15 protein-coding genes are annotated in these 16,536 nt (G+C 68.5%); 7 read left to right on the forward strand and 8 right to left on the reverse strand.

Features of this window, described 5'->3' with window-relative positions; all coding sequences use genetic code 11:
* The first annotated feature begins 465 nt into the window (after nt 1-465).
* Entirely contained in the window at nt 466-1,803 is a 1,338-nt protein-coding gene (locus AB0927_RS08615; RefSeq protein WP_366666776.1) for an MATE family efflux transporter, read from the forward strand.
* A gap of 115 nt (nt 1,804-1,918) precedes the next feature.
* Here AB0927_RS08615 and rplI read toward each other — a convergent pair whose 3' ends face one another.
* From rplI to rpsF, 4 genes are all read right to left on the reverse strand, one after another.
* Nucleotides 1,919-2,365: a 50S ribosomal protein L9 gene (rplI, locus tag AB0927_RS08620; protein WP_366666777.1), complete on the reverse strand. Its 447-nt coding sequence runs from the start codon at nt 2,363-2,365 to the stop codon at nt 1,919-1,921.
* 18 nt (nt 2,366-2,383) lie between these two features.
* Entirely contained in the window at nt 2,384-2,620 is a 237-nt protein-coding gene (gene rpsR, locus AB0927_RS08625; RefSeq protein WP_003949403.1) for a 30S ribosomal protein S18, read from the reverse strand.
* A 48-nt stretch (nt 2,621-2,668) separates the two neighbouring features.
* Nucleotides 2,669-3,259: a single-stranded DNA-binding protein gene (locus tag AB0927_RS08630; protein ID WP_366666778.1), complete on the reverse strand. Its 591-nt coding sequence runs from the start codon at nt 3,257-3,259 to the stop codon at nt 2,669-2,671.
* A gap of 74 nt (nt 3,260-3,333) precedes the next feature.
* A complete protein-coding gene (gene rpsF, locus AB0927_RS08635) occupies nt 3,334-3,624 on the reverse strand; it encodes a 30S ribosomal protein S6 (protein WP_070028831.1) in 291 nt (96 codons plus the stop codon).
* A gap of 283 nt (nt 3,625-3,907) precedes the next feature.
* On the opposite strand from rpsF, the gene AB0927_RS08640 reads away from it, so the two are divergent.
* From AB0927_RS08640 to AB0927_RS08650, 3 genes are all read left to right on the forward strand, one after another.
* Nucleotides 3,908-4,219 carry a hypothetical protein gene (locus AB0927_RS08640; protein WP_366666779.1) on the forward strand — a complete coding sequence of 104 codons (312 nt, stop codon included), beginning with the start codon at nt 3,908-3,910 and terminating at the stop codon, nt 4,217-4,219.
* Between the two features lie 175 nt (nt 4,220-4,394).
* A complete protein-coding gene (locus AB0927_RS08645; protein WP_366666780.1) occupies nt 4,395-5,516 on the forward strand; it encodes a peptidoglycan bridge formation glycyltransferase FemA/FemB family protein in 1,122 nt (373 codons plus the stop codon).
* An 83-nt stretch (nt 5,517-5,599) separates the two neighbouring features.
* Nucleotides 5,600-6,631 carry an alanine racemase gene (locus tag AB0927_RS08650; protein WP_366666781.1) on the forward strand — a complete coding sequence of 344 codons (1,032 nt, stop codon included), beginning with the start codon at nt 5,600-5,602 and terminating at the stop codon, nt 6,629-6,631.
* Nucleotides 6,632-6,722: 91 nt separating this feature from the next.
* Here AB0927_RS08650 and AB0927_RS08655 read toward each other — a convergent pair whose 3' ends face one another.
* From AB0927_RS08655 to AB0927_RS08665, 3 genes are all read right to left on the reverse strand, one after another.
* Nucleotides 6,723-8,267 (reverse strand): glycosyltransferase 87 family protein, encoded by a 1,545-nt coding sequence (locus AB0927_RS08655; RefSeq protein ID WP_366666782.1) that lies wholly within the window; start codon nt 8,265-8,267, stop codon nt 6,723-6,725.
* Nucleotides 8,268-8,398: 131 nt separating this feature from the next.
* Nucleotides 8,399-10,711 carry a transglycosylase domain-containing protein gene (locus tag AB0927_RS08660; RefSeq protein WP_366666783.1) on the reverse strand — a complete coding sequence of 771 codons (2,313 nt, stop codon included), beginning with the start codon at nt 10,709-10,711 and terminating at the stop codon, nt 8,399-8,401.
* On the reverse strand, nt 10,651-11,040 hold the full coding sequence (locus AB0927_RS08665; protein WP_366666784.1) for an IgG-binding virulence factor TspB family protein: 390 nt from the start codon (nt 11,038-11,040) through the stop codon (nt 10,651-10,653). The genes AB0927_RS08660 and AB0927_RS08665 overlap by 61 nt, the downstream gene beginning before the upstream one ends.
* A gap of 440 nt (nt 11,041-11,480) precedes the next feature.
* Here AB0927_RS08665 and AB0927_RS08670 point away from each other — a divergent pair, with 440 nt between their 5' ends.
* The 3 genes from AB0927_RS08670 to AB0927_RS08680 all read left to right on the forward strand — a co-directional run bounded on the left by AB0927_RS08670 (nt 11,481) and on the right by AB0927_RS08680 (nt 14,789).
* Entirely contained in the window at nt 11,481-12,164 is a 684-nt protein-coding gene (locus tag AB0927_RS08670; protein WP_366666785.1) for a helix-turn-helix transcriptional regulator, read from the forward strand.
* A gap of 43 nt (nt 12,165-12,207) precedes the next feature.
* Nucleotides 12,208-13,290: an inositol-3-phosphate synthase gene (locus tag AB0927_RS08675; protein WP_366666786.1), complete on the forward strand. Its 1,083-nt coding sequence runs from the start codon at nt 12,208-12,210 to the stop codon at nt 13,288-13,290.
* A gap of 194 nt (nt 13,291-13,484) precedes the next feature.
* The gene (locus AB0927_RS08680; RefSeq protein ID WP_366666787.1) at nt 13,485-14,789 is read left to right on the forward strand and encodes an MFS transporter; all 1,305 of its coding nucleotides are present in this window, start codon (nt 13,485-13,487) and stop codon (nt 14,787-14,789) included.
* A 66-nt stretch (nt 14,790-14,855) separates the two neighbouring features.
* Here the strand turns inward: AB0927_RS08680 and AB0927_RS08685 are convergent, their stop codons facing one another.
* Nucleotides 14,856-16,322 (reverse strand): CCA tRNA nucleotidyltransferase, encoded by a 1,467-nt coding sequence (locus AB0927_RS08685; RefSeq protein WP_366666788.1) that lies wholly within the window; start codon nt 16,320-16,322, stop codon nt 14,856-14,858.
* Between the last annotated feature and the right edge of the window lie 214 nt (nt 16,323-16,536).

Genomic DNA, 16,536 nt, shown 5'->3' on the forward strand with positions numbered 1-16,536 from the left:
TGACACGGCGGACCTCGCCGTGTCCTCTTTTCTACGGCACGTCACTGACAAATCAGGGGGCCCAACTCCGCTCAAGGCGCGTCGGTTTTGTGCCGTTTCCCGGGTCTCGGAGAGAACGTCTGCCGGGGCCGGGAGAAGGAGCGGGCGCCGGACAACGGTAGGCCCGTCGGCACCGTCAGCCAATCTGGTTATCCACAGGCCATGTGGACGACGGCCCCGATGCTGTGGAGAACTCGCCGAAACCTGTGCACGACTCGGTGGACAGCCCTGTGAACAAGCCCTCGCCCCCCTCCACGGCACGTCTCTGACCTGCAGTTTCAGCGTCCACCGGCTGTGCAGAAGAAAAACTTTCCCGGTCGGGCCAAGATCGGTTCGAACGGTGCGCGAGCGGACAGCGGCCAGGATCACAAGTAAGGGGCACAGTGCAATTGCATCTCTTACCTGTGGACGATTACATTAGCGCCCATGACCCAGGCCCCAGAGATTCCCGAGGTCACCCGCCGACGGCACGACCGGGAGATCGTCGCGCTGGCCGTCCCGGCCTTCGGCGCACTCGTCGCCGAGCCTCTCTTCGTCATGGCGGACAGCGCCATTGTCGGTCACCTCGGCACCGCTCAGCTCGCCGGTCTCGGGGTCGCCTCCGCCCTGCTCACGACCGCCGTGAGCGTGTTCGTCTTCCTCGCCTACGCCACCACGGCCGCCGTGGCCCGCCGGGTGGGCGCGGGCGATCGCCAGGGCGCCATCCGCCAGGGCATGGACGGCATCTGGCTGGCGCTGCTGCTCGGGCTCGCCGTCATCGCCGTTGTCCTTCCGCTGGCGCCCGGCATCGTGGACCTCTTCGGCGCCTCCGTCACAGCGTCGCCCTACGCCACGACCTATCTGCGCATCTCCTCCCTGGGCATCCCGGCCATGCTCATGGTGCTTGCCGCCACCGGCGTGCTCCGCGGCCTCCAGGACACCAGAACACCGCTCTACGTCGCCATCGCCGGTTTCATCGCCAACGCAGCCCTCAACGTGAGCCTGGTCTACGGCGCCGGACTGGGCATCGCCGGCTCGGCCTGGGGCACGGTCATCGCACAGTGCGGCATGGCGGCCGTCTATCTGACCGTGGTCGTACGCGGCGCCCGTCGGCACGGGGCGTCCCTGCGCCCGGACGCGGCCGGTATCCGGGCCTCGGCACAGGCCGGTGTCCCGCTCCTGGTCCGTACCCTGTCACTGCGCGCGATCCTCATGATCGCCACCGCCGTCGCGGCCCGTCTCGGTGACGCCGACATCGCCGCCCACCAGATCATCCTGTCCCTGTGGAGCCTGCTGGCCTTCGCGCTCGACGCCATCGCGATCGCAGGGCAGGCCATCATCGGCCGCTACCTCGGCGCGGACGACACCCGAGGCGCCCGCGAGGCCTGCCGGCGGATGGTCCAGTGGGGCATCGCCACCGGTGTCGTACTCGGCCTGCTTGTCGTAGCCGCCAGGCCGCTTTTCCTCCCGCTGTTCACCAGCGACCAGGTGGTCAAGGACGCGGCACTGCCCGCTCTGCTGATGGTGGCGTTGTCACAGCCCGTTTGCGGGATCGTGTTCGTCCTGGATGGAGTCCTGATGGGCGCGGGCGACGGACCGTATCTGGCCTGGGCGATGCTGCTCACCCTGGCGGTGTTCGCACCGGCGGCCCTGCTCGTCCCCGTGCTCGGCGGCGGTCTGACCGCGCTCTGGGCCGCGATGACGCTGATGATGGCCGTTCGCATGGCCACCCTCTGGTGGCGCAGCCGCTCGGGCCGCTGGCTCGTGACGGGCGCGACCCGCTGACCGTTTCACGTGAAACATGTGCCGGCGCCCCCTTCGGGGCCGTCCCGGCAAGGGAGAGGGGCCGTACCCGCGATGGGTACGGCCCCTCTCTCAGCTGCTCAGACCGAGCGCTGGGTCACGCCGAGACGACCTCGATGTTGACCTTGGCGGCCACCTCGGGGTGCAGACGCACGGACGTCTCGTGGGCGCCCAGGGTCTTGATCGGGGCGGTCAGCTCGATGCGGCGCTTGTCGACCTCGGGGCCACCGGAAGCCTTGATCGCGGACGCGATGTCGGCCGGGGTGACGGAACCGAAGAGACGACCGGCGTCGCCGGAGCGAACGGCCAGACGGACCTTCACGCCCTCGAGCTGGGCCTTGACCTGGTTGGCCTGCTCGATGGTCTGGATCTCGTGGATCTTGCGCGCACGGCGGATCTGCGCGACGTCCTTCTCGCCACCCTTGGTCCAGCGGATCGCGAACTTCCGCGGGATCAGGTAGTTGCGAGCGTAGCCGTCCTTGACGTCGACAACGTCGCCGGCGGCACCGAGGCCGGAAACCTCGTGGGTGAGGATGATCTTCATGAGTCGGTCACCCTTCCCTTAGCGCGCGGTGGACGTGTAGGGCAGCAGCGCCATCTCACGGCTGTTCTTCACAGCCGTGGCGACGTCGCGCTGGTGCTGGGTGCAGTTGCCGGTCACGCGGCGGGCACGGATCTTGCCGCGGTCGGAAATGAACTTCCGCAGCATGTTCGTGTCCTTGTAGTCCACGTACGTGACCTTGTCCTTGCAGAAAGCGCAGACCTTCTTCTTCGGCTTGCGCACAGGCGGCTTCGCCATGGTGTTCTCCTGTGTGATCAAGAAGTGTGGATACGAGCCCTTGAACCCTTAGAAAGGAGGCTCGTCCGAGTAGCCGCCACCGCCGCCGGAGCCACCGCCCCAGCCGCCGCCCTGGTTGCCACCGGCGGGACCGCCGGTCGCCCACGGGTCGTCGGCCGGAGCGCCGCCGCCCTGCTGGCCGCCGCCGGAGCCACCGCCCCAGCCGCCGCCACCCTGGCCGCCGCCCTGGCCACCGCCGCCGTAACCGCCCTGGCCACCGCGGCCACCGCCACCACCGGAGGTCTTGGTGACCTTGGCCGTGGCGTTGCGCAGGCTGGGGCCGACCTCGTCGACGTCCAGCTCGTAGACCGTGCGCTTGACGCCCTCACGGTCCTCGTAGGACCGCTGCTTCAGCCGGCCCTGCACGATCACGCGCATGCCTCGCTGGAGCGACTCGGCGACGTTCTCCGCCGCCTGACGCCAGACCGAGCAGGTGAGGAAGAGGCTCTCGCCGTCCTTCCACTCGTTCGTCTGACGGTCGAAGGTGCGGGGAGTGGACGCGACACGGAACTTCGCGACCGCCGCACCGGACGGGGTGAAGCGCAGCTCGGGGTCGTCGACAAGATTGCCGATGACCGTGATGACGGTCTCGCCTGCCATGGGGGAACCTCTCGGCGGGTTTGCTGCTGGCTGCTTGCTGCTACTCGAATCCCGGGATCAGCCGAGCGCGAGGCTCAGTGGGTCTCGGGACGGAGGACCTTGGTCCGGAGGACCGACTCGTTCAGGTTCATCTGGCGGTCGAGCTCCTTGACGACCGCAGGCTCGGCCTGCAGGTCGATGACCGAGTAGATGCCCTCGGGCTTCTTCTTGATCTCGTAGGCGAGACGACGACGGCCCCAGGTGTCGACCTTCTCCACCTTGCCGCCGCCATCACGGACGACGGACATGAAGTTCTCGATCAGCGGGGAGACAGCGCGCTCCTCGAGATCGGGGTCGAGGATGACCATCACCTCGTAGTGACGCATGTGGAACCCACCTCCTTTGGACTCAGCGGCCACGGTCGTTCCGTGGCAGGAGGGTCGTGATGCGTTCGCAACGGTATCGGCCGGCACTGACAATCAGGGGTTTCCACTGACGATCAGGGCTCCGCGAGGATTCCCCGCCGCGGATCCGGGCAGACACCGGTGCAGACGGTACAGACTACCCGCACACCCGCTTCCGGTTGAAATCCGGCCGTGAGGGCCGCCAATCTGTATACGTCGGGTGTGTACGGCGCTACGATGCGCCGCCTTCCGCAGGAGGTGCCCCATGGCACAGGCTTTGCAGCCCAACACCGCCGGATCCCTCTTCGCCAGCGACGGCAAGACCCATCCAGTCCCGGACATCCTGATGGCCGTGACGCTGGTCCTGGGCCTGCTGTCCTTCATCACCGCGTTCTTCCCCGGCCTGCACCTGATCACATCCTGGGCCGGTCTGGTCGGCATCGTCACCGGCGCCTACGGACAGTGGGTCTCGGTGACCACACGCGAGCGCTTCGGGCTGGTGCTGGGCCTCGGCGCCTCCGGGATCGGCCTGCTGATCGGCATGTCGAACGGCGGACTGTTCGGCGGGCTCTTCTGACGCGGCCTCGCCCGAGGCGGCCTCCGCGAAGGTCCTCCGCGGAGGCCGCCTCCCGCGGGCGGACTCTTCTAAGCCGTCCGCCCAGTCGGGGCGCTCACCCGGCGCAGTAGGCTTCGGCGCGAGAGCCGGAGCCCCTGTACCCATGGGGACACACCAGCCCGAGGAGCGCCCCTACATGAGCCTGACCCTGAGGACCATCAGCCGCGAGCACCATCTGGCCTTCATCCAGAGCCTGCCGGCGGCGAGCCACATGCAGGTCCCGGCCTGGGCCGACGTGAAGGCGGAGTGGCGTTCGGAGAGCCTCGGCTGGTTCGACGAGCGCACCGGTCAGCTGGTCGGCGTCGGTCTGGTCCTCTACCGCCAGCTGCCCAAGATCAAGCGCTACCTCGCCTATCTGCCCGAGGGCCCGGTCATCAACTGGTACGCGCCGAACCTGGACGACTGGATCCAGCCGATGCTCGCGCACCTGAAGCAGCAGGGCGCCTTCTCCGTGAAGATGGGCCCGCCGGTGATCATCCGGCGCTGGAACGCCGAGACGATCAAGAAGGGCATCCAGGACCAGGACGTCAAGCGCCTGCGCGACCTGGAGGCCGACTACATCGAGCCGCGCGCCTTCGAGGTCGCCGACAAGCTGCGCCGCATGGGCTGGCAGCAGGGCGAGGACGGCGGCGCCGGCTTCGGCGACGTGCAGCCCCGCTACGTCTACCAGGTGCCGCTGGCGAACCGCTCGCTGGAAGAGGTCCACAAGAACTTCAACCAGCTGTGGCGGCGCAACATCAAGAAGGCCGAGAAGGCCGGCGTCGAGGTCGTCCAGGGCGGCTACCAGGACCTCGCCGAATGGCAGCGGCTGTACGAGATCACGGCCGTGCGCGACCACTTCCGGCCGCGCCCGCTGTCGTACTTCCAGCGCATGTGGACGGCCCTCAACACCGAGGACCCCAACCGCATGCGGCTGTACTTCGCCCGGCACAACGGCGTGAACCTTTCCGCGGCCACCATGCTGATCGTCGGCGGGCACGTCTGGTACTCCTACGGTGCCTCCGACAACATCGGCCGCGAGGTCCGGCCCTCGAACGCGATGCAGTGGCGCATGCTGCGCGACGCCTACGCGCTCGGGGCGACCGTCTACGACCTGCGCGGCATCTCCGACTCGCTGGACGAGTCCGACCACCTGTTCGGCCTGATCCAGTTCAAGGTCGGCACGGGCGGCCAGGCCGCCGAGTACCTCGGCGAATGGGACTTCCCGCTGAACAAGCTGCTCCACAAGGCGCTCGACATCTACATGTCGCGCCGCTGAGCCGCCGGCGTTTGATTCCATAGGGTTCTCAGCACTCACACCCCCGATACACCTCAGCCACGAGAAAGGGTCCGGGTCCGGCCATGGCGCTCACGCTCTACGTCGACACCGCGCGCTGGCGGGCGCACCACAAGCACGTGCAGGAGCAGTTCCCGGGCCTGGTCCCGGTCTGCAAGGGCAACGGCTACGGCTTCGGGCACGAACGGCTGTCGGAGGAGGCCACCCGGCTCGGCTCGGACCTGCTCGCCGTCGGCACCACGTACGAGGCCGCGCGCATCAAGGACTACTTCGGTGGCGACCTGCTGGTACTGACCCCCTACCGGCGCGGCGAGGAGCCGGTGCCGCTGCCCGACCGGGTCGTCCGTTCGGTCTCCTCGATCGACGGCGTGTACGGCCTGGTGGGCGCCCGCGTCGTCATCGAGGTGATGTCCTCGATGAAGCGGCACGGCATCAGCGAGCAGGAGCTGCCGCAGCTGCACCAGGCCATAGAGAACGTCCGCCTGGAGGGCTTCGCCATCCATCTGCCGCTGGACCGCACCGACGGCTCGGACGCCGTCGAGGAGGTCATCGGCTGGATGGACCGGCTGCGCGCGGCCCGGCTGCCGCTGCACACGATGTTCGTCAGCCATCTCAAGGCCGACGAGCTGGTCCGGCTCCAGCAGCAGTTCCCGCAGACCCGGTTCCGCGCCCGCATCGGCACGCGGCTGTGGCTGGGCGACCACGAGGCGACCGAGTACCGCGGTGCCGTCCTGGACGTCACGCGGGTGGCCAAGGGCGACCGGTTCGGCTACCGGCAGCAGAAGGCGGCCTCCGACGGCTTCCTGGTGGTCGTGGCGGGCGGTACGTCGCACGGGGTGGGCCTGGAGGCCCCGAAGGCCCTGCACGGCGTCATGCCGCGCGCCAAGGGCGTGGCCCGTGCCGGTCTCGCCACGGTCAACCGGAACCTCGCGCCGTTCGTCTGGGACGGCAAGCAGCGCTGGTTCGCCGAGCCGCCGCACATGCAGGTGTCGATCCTGTTCGTCCCCTCGGACGCCGCGGAGCCCAAGGTCGGCGACGAGCTGGTGGCCCATCTGCGCCACACCACCACGCAGTTCGACCGCATCGTGGACTGCTGAGGCAGGGCGCGAAGCCTGCCGGCCCACAGCAGCGGGAAGGCCGTACACGGAGCCGTGTACGGCCTTCTTCATGCCCTAGGGATCCGTTCGCTCACAGCGAACCATCCTGCCGTGGCGGCGCATCCGGCCTGCCCCACTGCACCTGCGGTGCCTCGTGCGGGTCGGCGTACCGGGGCGGATGGCCCACGGCTGTGAGCGCGAAGACGTCCTCCGCTCCGTCGAGCACCCCGCCCGAGGGATCGTCGTCCCCGGACCGGCGCACCACGTCCCGCTCCGGCATCAGGATGTCGCGTACGACGACGGCGCACAGGTACAGCGTGCCCAGCAGGTGCAGCACGATCGCCCACTGATAGCCGTGCGTGGGCAGACCCTTGTGGGCGTCTCCGCTGGTCGTGTAGGCGAGGTACATCCAGATGCCGAGGAAGTACGCCACCTCGCACGCCTGCCAGATCAGGAAGTCCCGCCACTTGGGCCGGGCGAGGGCCGCCAGCGGCACCAGCCAGAGCACGTACTGCGGCGAGTAGACCTTGTTGGTGAGGACGAAGACCGCCACGATCAGGAAGGCCAGTTGGGCGAAGCGCGGCCGGCGCGGGGCGGTGAACGTGAGCACGGCGATGCCGAGGGAGCACAGCACCACCAGCACGATGGCGGCGGTGTTCACGAAGCCGGTGCTGGGCGGGTTGCTCGAGTTCTGGGACCAGATCAGCCAGAACGAGCCGAAGTCGACGCCCCGGTCATGGCTGAACGCGTAGAACTTCGACCAGCCCGGGTAGGCGTACAGCATCACCGGCAGGTTCACCACCAGCCAGGCGACCGCCGTGCCCGCCACGGCCTGTCCGTACTCCCGCCATCTGCCGGCCCGCCAGCACAGCACGAACAGCGGGCCGAGCAGGAGCACGGGATAGAGCTTGGCGGCCGTGGCGAGCCCCAGGAGGACACCGAAGGCGACCGGCCGGCTGCGGGACCACATCAGCATCGCTGCGGCCGTCAGCGCCACCGCCAGCAGGTCCCAGTTGATGGTTGCGGTCAGCGCCGCGGCGGGCGCCAGAGCGACCAGCAGACCGTCCCAGGGGCGTCGGCGGTGGGTGCGGGCCGTGCAGACGGCGAGCACGGCCGCACAGACCATCAGCATCGCGGCGTTGACGAACCAGTACCACTGCTCCTGGTGCTGGATGCTGCCGCTGTGCGGGGTCAGCCAGGAGGCCACCTGCATGAACACTCCGGTCAGCACCGGGTACTCGAGGTAGCCCATGCCGCCGGAGAGGGCGTCGGGGAGCCGGTCGAAGTAGGGCACGAGATGGTCGGCGAAGCCACGGCCCTGGTAGAGGTGCGGGATGTCCGAGTAGCAGGCCTTCGTGTACTGCGAGCTGGCGCCGAAGAACCAGGCGCTGTGGTAGCACGGCGCCTTCTGGACCAGGCCGAGGGCGAACATGCCGATCGCCACGAGCGCGACGACCCGCACGGGCGTCCACCAGGAGGTTCCGAGCAGGGCGTACCGCCCGATGGGGCCGCCGACCAGCTCGCTGGCGGCCGCCGCGACCTCGTCCTCCCGGGTCGGCCGCACCGGCTCCGGTGGGGCGGGCCGCTCCGGCTCGGGCTCGTACACGCCCGGGGGTGTCATCTCTGCACTGGGCATGGGCCACATCCTGCCGTACCTACCCATGAAAACGCGGTGGGCCGCCGCACCTGGTGGGTGCGGCGGCCCATGTTTCACGTGAAACACGCATGGCGGGCGATATGGCCGCCAATCGGTCGGACCGGCGGGGGCTACCCCGTCGCGCCTCCCCAGAGTGTTCCTCCGTTGCCGTTGCCCCGAGTGCCGCCGTTGGTGGAATCGGTGGTCGTCGCCGAGGGCGACGGCCCGCCGGCCGCGCCTCCGGGGCCGTTCCCACCGGGACCGCCGTTGGCACCGCCATTACCGTTGCCGCCGTCGGTGCAGCCGAAGAAGCCACAGGTCTGGCTGTTCGTCGGGCTCGGGGGGGCGCTGATGCTCGGCGACGGAGACGTGGACGGGGTGGAGGACGGGCTCGGGGGGGCCGACGGAGTCGGCGGCGCGCTCGGCTCGGGGTTCAGTACCTCGCCGATGGGCTGAGGCGTCGGGAACGTCAGCACCGGCTGACCCTGCAGCGCCTGGGTCATGTAGTCGTGGAAGATCTCCGACGGGAACGAGGCACCGTGGATTTCCTTCTGGCCGCCCGTCCCGTACATCTCCAGGAACTCGCGCTTCTTGTTGTTCGCATTGTCGTCCAGGCGGAACATGCTGATCGCGGTGGACAGCTGCGGGGTGTAGCCGACGAACCAGGCCGATTTGTTGCCGTCGGTGGTACCGGTCTTGCCGGCCACCTCACGACCGGGCAGCTGGGCGTTGGTACCCGTGCCCTTGTCGACCACGGTCCGCAGGACGTCGGTGACGTTGTCCGCCACGTCCTCGGAGTAGGCCTCCTTCGGCTTCGCCTCGTGCGTGTAGACGTCCCCGTCCTTGTTCTCGACCTTGTCGACCGAGTACGGGTCGTTCTGCTTGCCGCTGTTGGCGAAGGTGCCGTAGGCCCCGGCCATGCGGATGGCGCTCGGGTCGGAGGTTCCGATCGAGAAGGACGGGTAGTTGGAGCTGGCCAGGCTGCTCTTCAGCAGGCCCGCGTCCAGCGCGGACTGCTCGACCTTGTCCAGGCCCACGTCCATGCCGAGCTGCACGTAGGCGGAGTTCACCGAGTACTGCATCGCCTCACGGAGGTCGATCTTGTAGTCCGGCGCGTCACCGACGGACGCATCACCGTCGTTGGTCTGGAGCCATTCCTTGCCGTCCTTGTCCGTCCAGACGGTGTGGTCGTAGTTCTTGATCTTGAGCTTGTTCTTGCCGCTGTACAGGCTCTTGGGAGAGGCGATCGTACGCTCGTCCTCGCCCTGTGAGGCCGGGCCGTGCGGGTCGCGCACGCCCCACTTCATCGAGGCCGCCAGCACGAAGGGCTTGAACGTCGAGCCCACCTGGGCACCGGTCGAGTCGGCGTTGTCGGTGAAGTGCTTGGTCGCGTCCTCACCGCCGTAGATGGCCTTGATGGCTCCCGACTTCGGATCGACCGAGGCGCCGCCGAACTGGACGTAGGTGTCGTACTTCGGACGTTCCTTGGGCTTGATGTTCGCCTTCTGGACCTTCTTGACGGCGGCTTCCAGCGCGTTGACCTTCTTCTTGTCGAAGGTCGTGTGGATCCGGTAGCCGCCCTTCTGCAGGTCGTCCGCGGTGACGTGGGTCTTGTCGCTGTTGTTGATCAGGTAGGACTTGGCGAGGTCGACCAGATAGCCGACCTGGCCGCTGAGCCGGCTGTTCGACCGCGGGTTCTGCGAGTGGGGGAGCGTGGTGTACTTGGCCCGCTCCGCGGCGCTGAGATGGCCGTACTTGACCATCTTGTCCAGGGTGTCCTGCATCTGTCCCAGGGCACGCTTCTTGTTCGCGTCGGCCGTGGCGGCGGGGTCGAGGGAGGTCGCGCCGGCCGGGTCGTAGTAGGTGGCGCCCTTCAGCATCGCCGCGAGGAAGGCGCACTGGCCGGGGTTGAGGTCCTTGGCGTCGATGTTGAAGTACGCGCGGGACGCCGCCTGGATGCCGTAGGCGCCGCGGCCGAAGTACGCCGAGTTCAGGTAACCGGCCATGATCTTGGGCTTGGGGACCGTGGCGCCCACCTTGATCGCGACGAAGATCTCCTTGAACTTACGGGAGATGGTCTGCGACTGGTCGTCGAGCATGGCGTTCTTGACGTACTGCTGGGTGATCGTCGAGCCACCCTGGGTCTGACCGCCCCGGGCCATGTTGAAGACCGCTCGCGCGATGCCATTGGGGTCCACGCCGCTGTCGGTCTCGAACGTCTTGTTCTCCTGGGAGATGACGGCGTAGCGCATCTCCTTGGGGATGTCCTCGTAGTTGATGATCTGGCGGTTGGTCTCACCGCCGGTCGCGACCATCACCGATCCGTCGGACCAGTAGTAGACGTTGTTCTGCGCCTGCGCGGTCTTGGCCACGTCGGGGACGCTCACCATCGCGTACCCGATGCCGGCGACGGCCACCAGACAGCCGATGAAGCCGATGAACATGCCCGACACGAGCTTCCAGGACGGCACCCACCGGTGCCACCCGTACTTGTCCGCGCGGGGATAGTCGATGATCCGCTTCTTTCCGGGCGGGGCCGTACGCCCCCGTCCGCGTCCGGGTCCGGACGGGCCGCCGGGACCACCGCGGCGGCCGACGGGATCGGCTCTGCGGCGGCCGCCGCCGCTTCTCTGGGCCGCACGCCGGGCCTCGGCGCGGCCGCCGAGCGACCGCCCCTCGTCTCCCGGAGAGTCGGCAGGCGATCCGCTGGCGCCTCGCGGTGCCGCGCGGCGGCCAGGGGACGAACCGGGCTGGCCGCGTCGGGCCGCGGCACGTCCGCCTCCCTGCGGCTGCGGCGGTTTGCGACGGTGCTCGCTCATCGAACGATTACTCCTCGGGCAGGCGCACCCTTGCGCGCCTGGACTGGCGGCTGGTTTCCGGTCCCCCCGACGTACGGATGTGGTCGGTCGCGCATTCACCCGTACTGCACCGGGGACGACGACGCTCCCCAGGCGGCGCATGGTTCCCGGTGGTCTGCATGCCGCACAGACTACGCACCGCCAAAACCCGCCGAGCCCCGAAGTTCACCGCAAATCAGGCAAGTTGCCTCCTACGAATCGGTTATGTGATCCCGTTCACCACCGTCCCCCTTGTCGCACGCGAGACACCGTTCTATCGTCGTGATGTATCGAGTCGATACATCAGCGCGAGATAAAGACGTTGAGAAGGCACTGGGAGACCTGCGGTGGGGCCGCGGGCCGAGAGGAGGCGACGATGAGCCGGCGATCCGGCATCCTCGAGTTCGCCGTACTCGGCCTGCTGCGCGAGTCCCCTATGCACGGTTACGAGCTGCGTAAACGACTCAACACGTCCCTGGGTGTGTTCCGCGCGTTCAGCTACGGAACCCTGTATCCCTGCCTCAAGACGCTGGTCATGAACGGCTGGTTGACCGAGGAACCGGGCAACACCCACGAGGACGCCCTCGCCGCTCCGCTCGCCGGACGCCGCGCCAAGATCGTCTACCGGTTGACGGCGGAAGGTAAGGAGCACTTCGAGGAACTGCTCTCGCAGACCGGTCCCGACGCGTACGAGGACGAGCACTTCGCCGCACGGTTCGCCTTCTTCGGGCAGACCTCGCGCGATGTGCGCATGCGCGTGCTGGAGGGCCGGCGCAGCCGCCTGGAGGAGCGCCTGGAGAAGATGCGCGCCTCCCTGGGTCGGACGCGGGAGCGCCTGGACGACTACACACTCGAGCTCCAGCGCCACGGGATGGAGTCCGTGGAGCGCGAAGTGCGCTGGCTGAACGAGCTCATCGAGAGCGAGCGAGCCGGACGGGACCTGAGGGGTTCCGCTTCCGGGGGGCCCGCTCAAGAGGACACCACCACTGGATCGACGGGCGGCCTGCCCCGTCCGGGGAGCACTTCCCGGACGGATACGCCCGGCGACACCGCCACGTGAGTCCCAGTCAGGGCCTCACTCGTACACACAGGGAGCAACCGGAATGGGTTCGGTTCGCGTAGCCATCGTCGGCGTGGGCAACTGCGCCGCGTCGCTGGTGCAGGGAGTCGAGTACTACAAGGACGCCGACGCGTCGTCCAAGGTGCCCGGCCTGATGCACGTGCAGTTCGGTGAGTACCACGTGCGCGACATCGAGTTCGTGGCCGCGTTCGACGTGGACGCCAAGAAGGTCGGCCTCGACCTCGCGGACGCGATCGGCGCCTCCGAGAACAACACCATCAAGATCTGCGACGTGCCGAACAGCGGCATCACCGTGCAGCGCGGCCACACCCTCGACGGCCTGGGCAAGTACTACCGCCAGACCATCGAGGAGTCCGAGGCCGAGCCGGTCGACATCGTCCAGATCCTGAAGGACAAGCAGGTCGACGTCCTGGTCTGCTACCTGCCGGTCGGTTCCGAGGACGCGGCGAAGTTCTACGCCCAGTGCGCCATCGACGCCAAGGTCGCCTTCGTCAACGCCCTTCCGGTCTTCATCGCCGGTACCAAGGAGTGGGCGGACAAGTTCACCGAGGCCGGTGTGCCGATCGTCGGTGACGACATCAAGTCCCAGGTCGGCGCCACCATCACGCACCGCGTCATGGCGAAGCTGTTCGAGGACCGCGGTGTCATCCTGGACCGCACGATGCAGCTCAACGTCGGCGGCAACATGGACTTCAAGAACATGCTCGAGCGCGAGCGCCTGGAGTCCAAGAAGATCTCCAAGACGCAGGCCGTCACCTCCCAGATCCCCGACCGGGACCTCGGCGAGAAGAACGTCCACATCGGCCCGTCCGACTACGTGGCCTGGCTGGACGACCGCAAGTGGGCCTACGTCCGCCTTGAGGGCCGTGCCTTCGGTGACGTCCCGCTGAACCTGGAGTACAAGCTCGAGGTCTGGGACTCCCCGAACTCCGCCGGTGTCATCATCGACGCCCTGCGCGCCGCGAAGATCGCCAAGGACCGCGGCATCGGCGGCCCGATCCTCTCCGCGTCCTCGTACTTCATGAAGTCCCCGCCGGTCCAGTACTTCGACGACGAGGCCCGCGAGAACGTCGAGAAGTTCATCCGCGGCGACGTCGAGCGCTAACTCGACAGGGCGCGGCCAGCTGGCTCGACAGGGCGCGGCGTGTCGGCGCTCGGCATCGCCTGACGGCGTGGCGCGTCGGCTCCTCGGAGCACGACGCGCCAGGGGAACGGCTCGTACAAAATCGCTCCTGCCAGGGCTGTGAAGGTCCCCGGGTCCCGGCCCGGGGACCTTCCGCATATGTGAGGCTGTCCCTCATGCCCGTCGTCCGTGACCTGCGCGTCCTGTTGCGCCTGCGGTACTTCCGGCGCCTGCTCTACGTCCGTCTGCTGTCCCAGGGCGCCGACGGTGTCTTCCAGGTCGCGCTCGCCGCCTACGTCGTCTTCTCCCCCGAGAAACAGGCCTCGGCGGCCGCGATCGCCTCGGCGATGGCGGTGCTGCTGCTCCCCTACTCGCTCGTCGGCCCCTTCGCGGGCGTCCTGCTGGACCGCTGGCGGCGCCGTCAGGTGTTCGTCTACGGCAATCTGCTGCGCGCCCTGCTGGCCGTCGGTACCGCCGTGCTGATGGCGGGCGATGTCCCGGCCTGGCTCTTCTACGTCTCCGCGCTGTGTGTCACGGCCGTCAACCGCTTCATCCTCGCCGGGCTGTCCGCGGCCCTGCCGCGCGTGGTGGACACCGAGCGCCTGGTGATCGCCAACTCACTGTCCCCAACGGCCGGCACACTCGCCGCGACCGCCGGGGGCGGACTCGCTTTCGGGGTACGGCTGCTGTCCTCGGGTTCCGACGCCGCGGTGGTGCTGCTGGGCGCCTTCCTCTACCTGTGCGCGGGCCTGGTCTCGCTGAGCATGGCGCCCGCTCTCCTGGGCCCCGACCGGCAGCAGCTTCAGTCGCACCTGCTGACCGCGCTCGCCGACACGGCACGCGATCTACTCGCGGCCATACGGCATCTCGCCGCTCCTCGGCGCAGGGAGGCAGCCTGGGCGCTGGCCTCGATGACGCTGATGCGCTTCTGCTACGGCGCGCTCCTCGTCCTGCTTCTCATGCTGTGCCGTTACACCCTCGCGTCCGGCCCCGAGGAAGGGCTGCGGCTACTCGGTCTGGCACTGGCCCTCTCCGGTGCCGGGTTCTTCACGGCGGCCGCGGTGACCCCCTGGGCGGCAGGACAGCTGGGGCCGATCCGCTGGATCGTGGTGTGCTCGGCCGCGGCCGCGCTGCTGGTGCCCGCGCTCGGCCTGCCGTTCGCCACCGCACCCCTGCTCATCGCGTCCTTCGTGCTGGGGCTGATCACCCAGGGCGCCAAGATCGCCACCGACACCATCGTCCAGTCCTGCGTCGACGACGGCTTCCGCGGACGGATCTTCTCCGTCTACGACGTCCTCTTCAATGTGGCCTTCGTCGGCGCGGCCGGTGTGGCGGCCCTGATGCTCCCGCCGGACGGCAGATCGCCGCTGCTGATCGCCCTGGTCGCCGTGATCTACGCGGCTGTCGCCGCCTCGCTGGCGTACTTCGATCGACTGCTGCGAGGAGCGGGAAGACGAGAAAAGGGTCGATGTTTCACGTGAAACATCGACCCCGGCGTGACCGCCCCGGCGGATGTTTCACGTGAAACAACGGCCGGGCCGAGCCCCTCAGCCCTGTCCGGCCCACCACTCCTTGAGCGCGGCCACCGCGTCGTCGTGCTCCATCGGGCCGTTCTCCAGCCGCAGCTCCAGCAGGTACTTGTACGCCTTGCCGATCACCGGGCCGGGGTCGACACCCAGGATCTCCATGATCTGGTTGCCGTCGAGGTCCGGGCGGATGGAGTCGAGTTCCTCCTGCTCCTGAAGCTGAGCGATGCGCTCCTCCAGGCCGTCGTAGGCCCGGGACAGCGCCGCCGCCTTCCGCTTGTTGCGGGTGGTGCAGTCGGAGCGGGTCAGCTTGTGCAGACGATCCAGCAGCGGGCCCGCGTCACGGACGTAGCGGCGGACCGCCGAGTCCGTCCATTCCCCGGTGCCATAGCCATGGAAGCGCAGATGGAGTTCCACGAGCCGCGAGACGTCCTTCACCAGCTCGTTGGAGTACTTCAGGGCGGTCATGCGCTTCTTGGTCATCTTGGCGCCGACCACCTCGTGGTGGTGGAAGGAGACCCGGCCGTCCTTCTCGAAGCGGCGCGTGCGCGGCTTCCCGATGTCATGCAGCAGCGCGGCCAGCCGCAGCGCGAGGTCGGGTCCGTTCTCCTCCAGCGCGATCGCCTGCTCCAGGACGATCAGAGTGTGCTCGTAGACGTCCTTGTGCCGGTGGTGCTCGTCGCTCTCCAGGCGCAGCGCCGGCAGCTCGGGCAGCACCTGGGCGGCGAGCCCGGTGTCCACGAGCAGGCTCAGCCCCTTGCGCGGATGGTCGGAGAGGATCAGCTTGTTCAGCTCGTCCCGGACCCGCTCCGCCGAGACGATCTCGATGCGCCCGGCCATGTCCGTCATCGCGGCGACGACCTCGGGGGCGACCTCGAAGTCGAGCTGGGCGGCGAAACGGGCGGCCCGCATCATCCGCAGCGGATCGTCCGAGAAGGAGTCCTCCGGTGTGCCCGGGGTCCGCAGCACGCGTGCCGCGAGGTCCACGAGGCCGCCGTGCGGGTCGATGAACTCCTTCTCCGGCAGGGCCACGGCCATCGCGTTGACCGTGAAGTCCCGGCGCACGAGGTCCTCCTCGATGGAGTCGCCGTAGGACACCTCGGGCTTGCGCGAGGTGCGGTCGTACGCCTCCGACCGGTAGGTCGTGATCTCGATCTGGAAGGTCATGTCGGTGTCTTCGACCCGGGCGCCCTTGTGCACGCCGACCGTGCCGAAGGCGATCCCCACCTCCCAGACGGCGTCGGCCCAGGGGCGGACGATCTTCAGCACGTCCTCGGGGCGGGCATCGGTGGTGAAGTCCAGATCATTGCCGAGCCGGCCGAGCAGTGCGTCACGCACCGACCCGCCGACCAGGGCGAGGGAGAACCCCGCCTCCTGGAATCGGCGGGCGAGATCGTCGGCGACCGGCGCCACCCGCAGCAGCTCGGTGACCGCGCGCTGCTGCGCCTGGCTCAGGGCGGAGGGAGTGTCTTCGTTGGGGTTCGGCACAACAGAAGAGGGTACGTGTCCCGCCGCTCCGGGGCGCCCTCACAAGGGTCGGGAGGCCCCGGCCGGAGCGGGTACCGACCGCTTCCGGCATACCCGCGCAAGCACAGCTCTTGCGGCGTACGGCCACTCTCCCCTCGATACTGGATATAGAGGACGGGTCGTCGCCGTCCAGCGATCTTGTGACCTACACCGCGGCACTTCCGCTCGGCGCACA

Origin of the sequence: Streptomyces sp. NPDC048106, assembly GCF_040706415.1 — a bacterium.
Taxonomy (GTDB): Bacteria; Actinomycetota; Actinomycetes; order Streptomycetales; family Streptomycetaceae; genus Streptomyces.

Coding starts and splice junctions, on each gene's coding strand:
- AB0927_RS08615 (WP_366666776.1), top strand. CDS start 466: ATGACCCAGGCCCCAGAGATTCCCGAGGTCACCCGCCGACGGCACGAC.
- rplI (WP_366666777.1), bottom strand. CDS start 2,365: ATGAAGATCATCCTCACCCACGAGGTTTCCGGCCTCGGTGCCGCCGGC.
- rpsR (WP_003949403.1), bottom strand. CDS start 2,620: ATGGCGAAGCCGCCTGTGCGCAAGCCGAAGAAGAAGGTCTGCGCTTTC.
- AB0927_RS08630 (WP_366666778.1), bottom strand. CDS start 3,259: ATGGCAGGCGAGACCGTCATCACGGTCATCGGCAATCTTGTCGACGAC.
- rpsF (WP_070028831.1), bottom strand. CDS start 3,624: ATGCGTCACTACGAGGTGATGGTCATCCTCGACCCCGATCTCGAGGAG.
- AB0927_RS08640 (WP_366666779.1), top strand. CDS start 3,908: ATGGCACAGGCTTTGCAGCCCAACACCGCCGGATCCCTCTTCGCCAGC.
- AB0927_RS08645 (WP_366666780.1), top strand. CDS start 4,395: ATGAGCCTGACCCTGAGGACCATCAGCCGCGAGCACCATCTGGCCTTC.
- AB0927_RS08650 (WP_366666781.1), top strand. CDS start 5,600: ATGGCGCTCACGCTCTACGTCGACACCGCGCGCTGGCGGGCGCACCAC.
- AB0927_RS08655 (WP_366666782.1), bottom strand. CDS start 8,267: ATGCCCAGTGCAGAGATGACACCCCCGGGCGTGTACGAGCCCGAGCCG.
- AB0927_RS08660 (WP_366666783.1), bottom strand. CDS start 10,711: ATGTTCATCGGCTTCATCGGCTGTCTGGTGGCCGTCGCCGGCATCGGG.
- AB0927_RS08670 (WP_366666785.1), top strand. CDS start 11,481: ATGAGCCGGCGATCCGGCATCCTCGAGTTCGCCGTACTCGGCCTGCTG.
- AB0927_RS08675 (WP_366666786.1), top strand. CDS start 12,208: ATGGGTTCGGTTCGCGTAGCCATCGTCGGCGTGGGCAACTGCGCCGCG.
- AB0927_RS08680 (WP_366666787.1), top strand. CDS start 13,485: ATGCCCGTCGTCCGTGACCTGCGCGTCCTGTTGCGCCTGCGGTACTTC.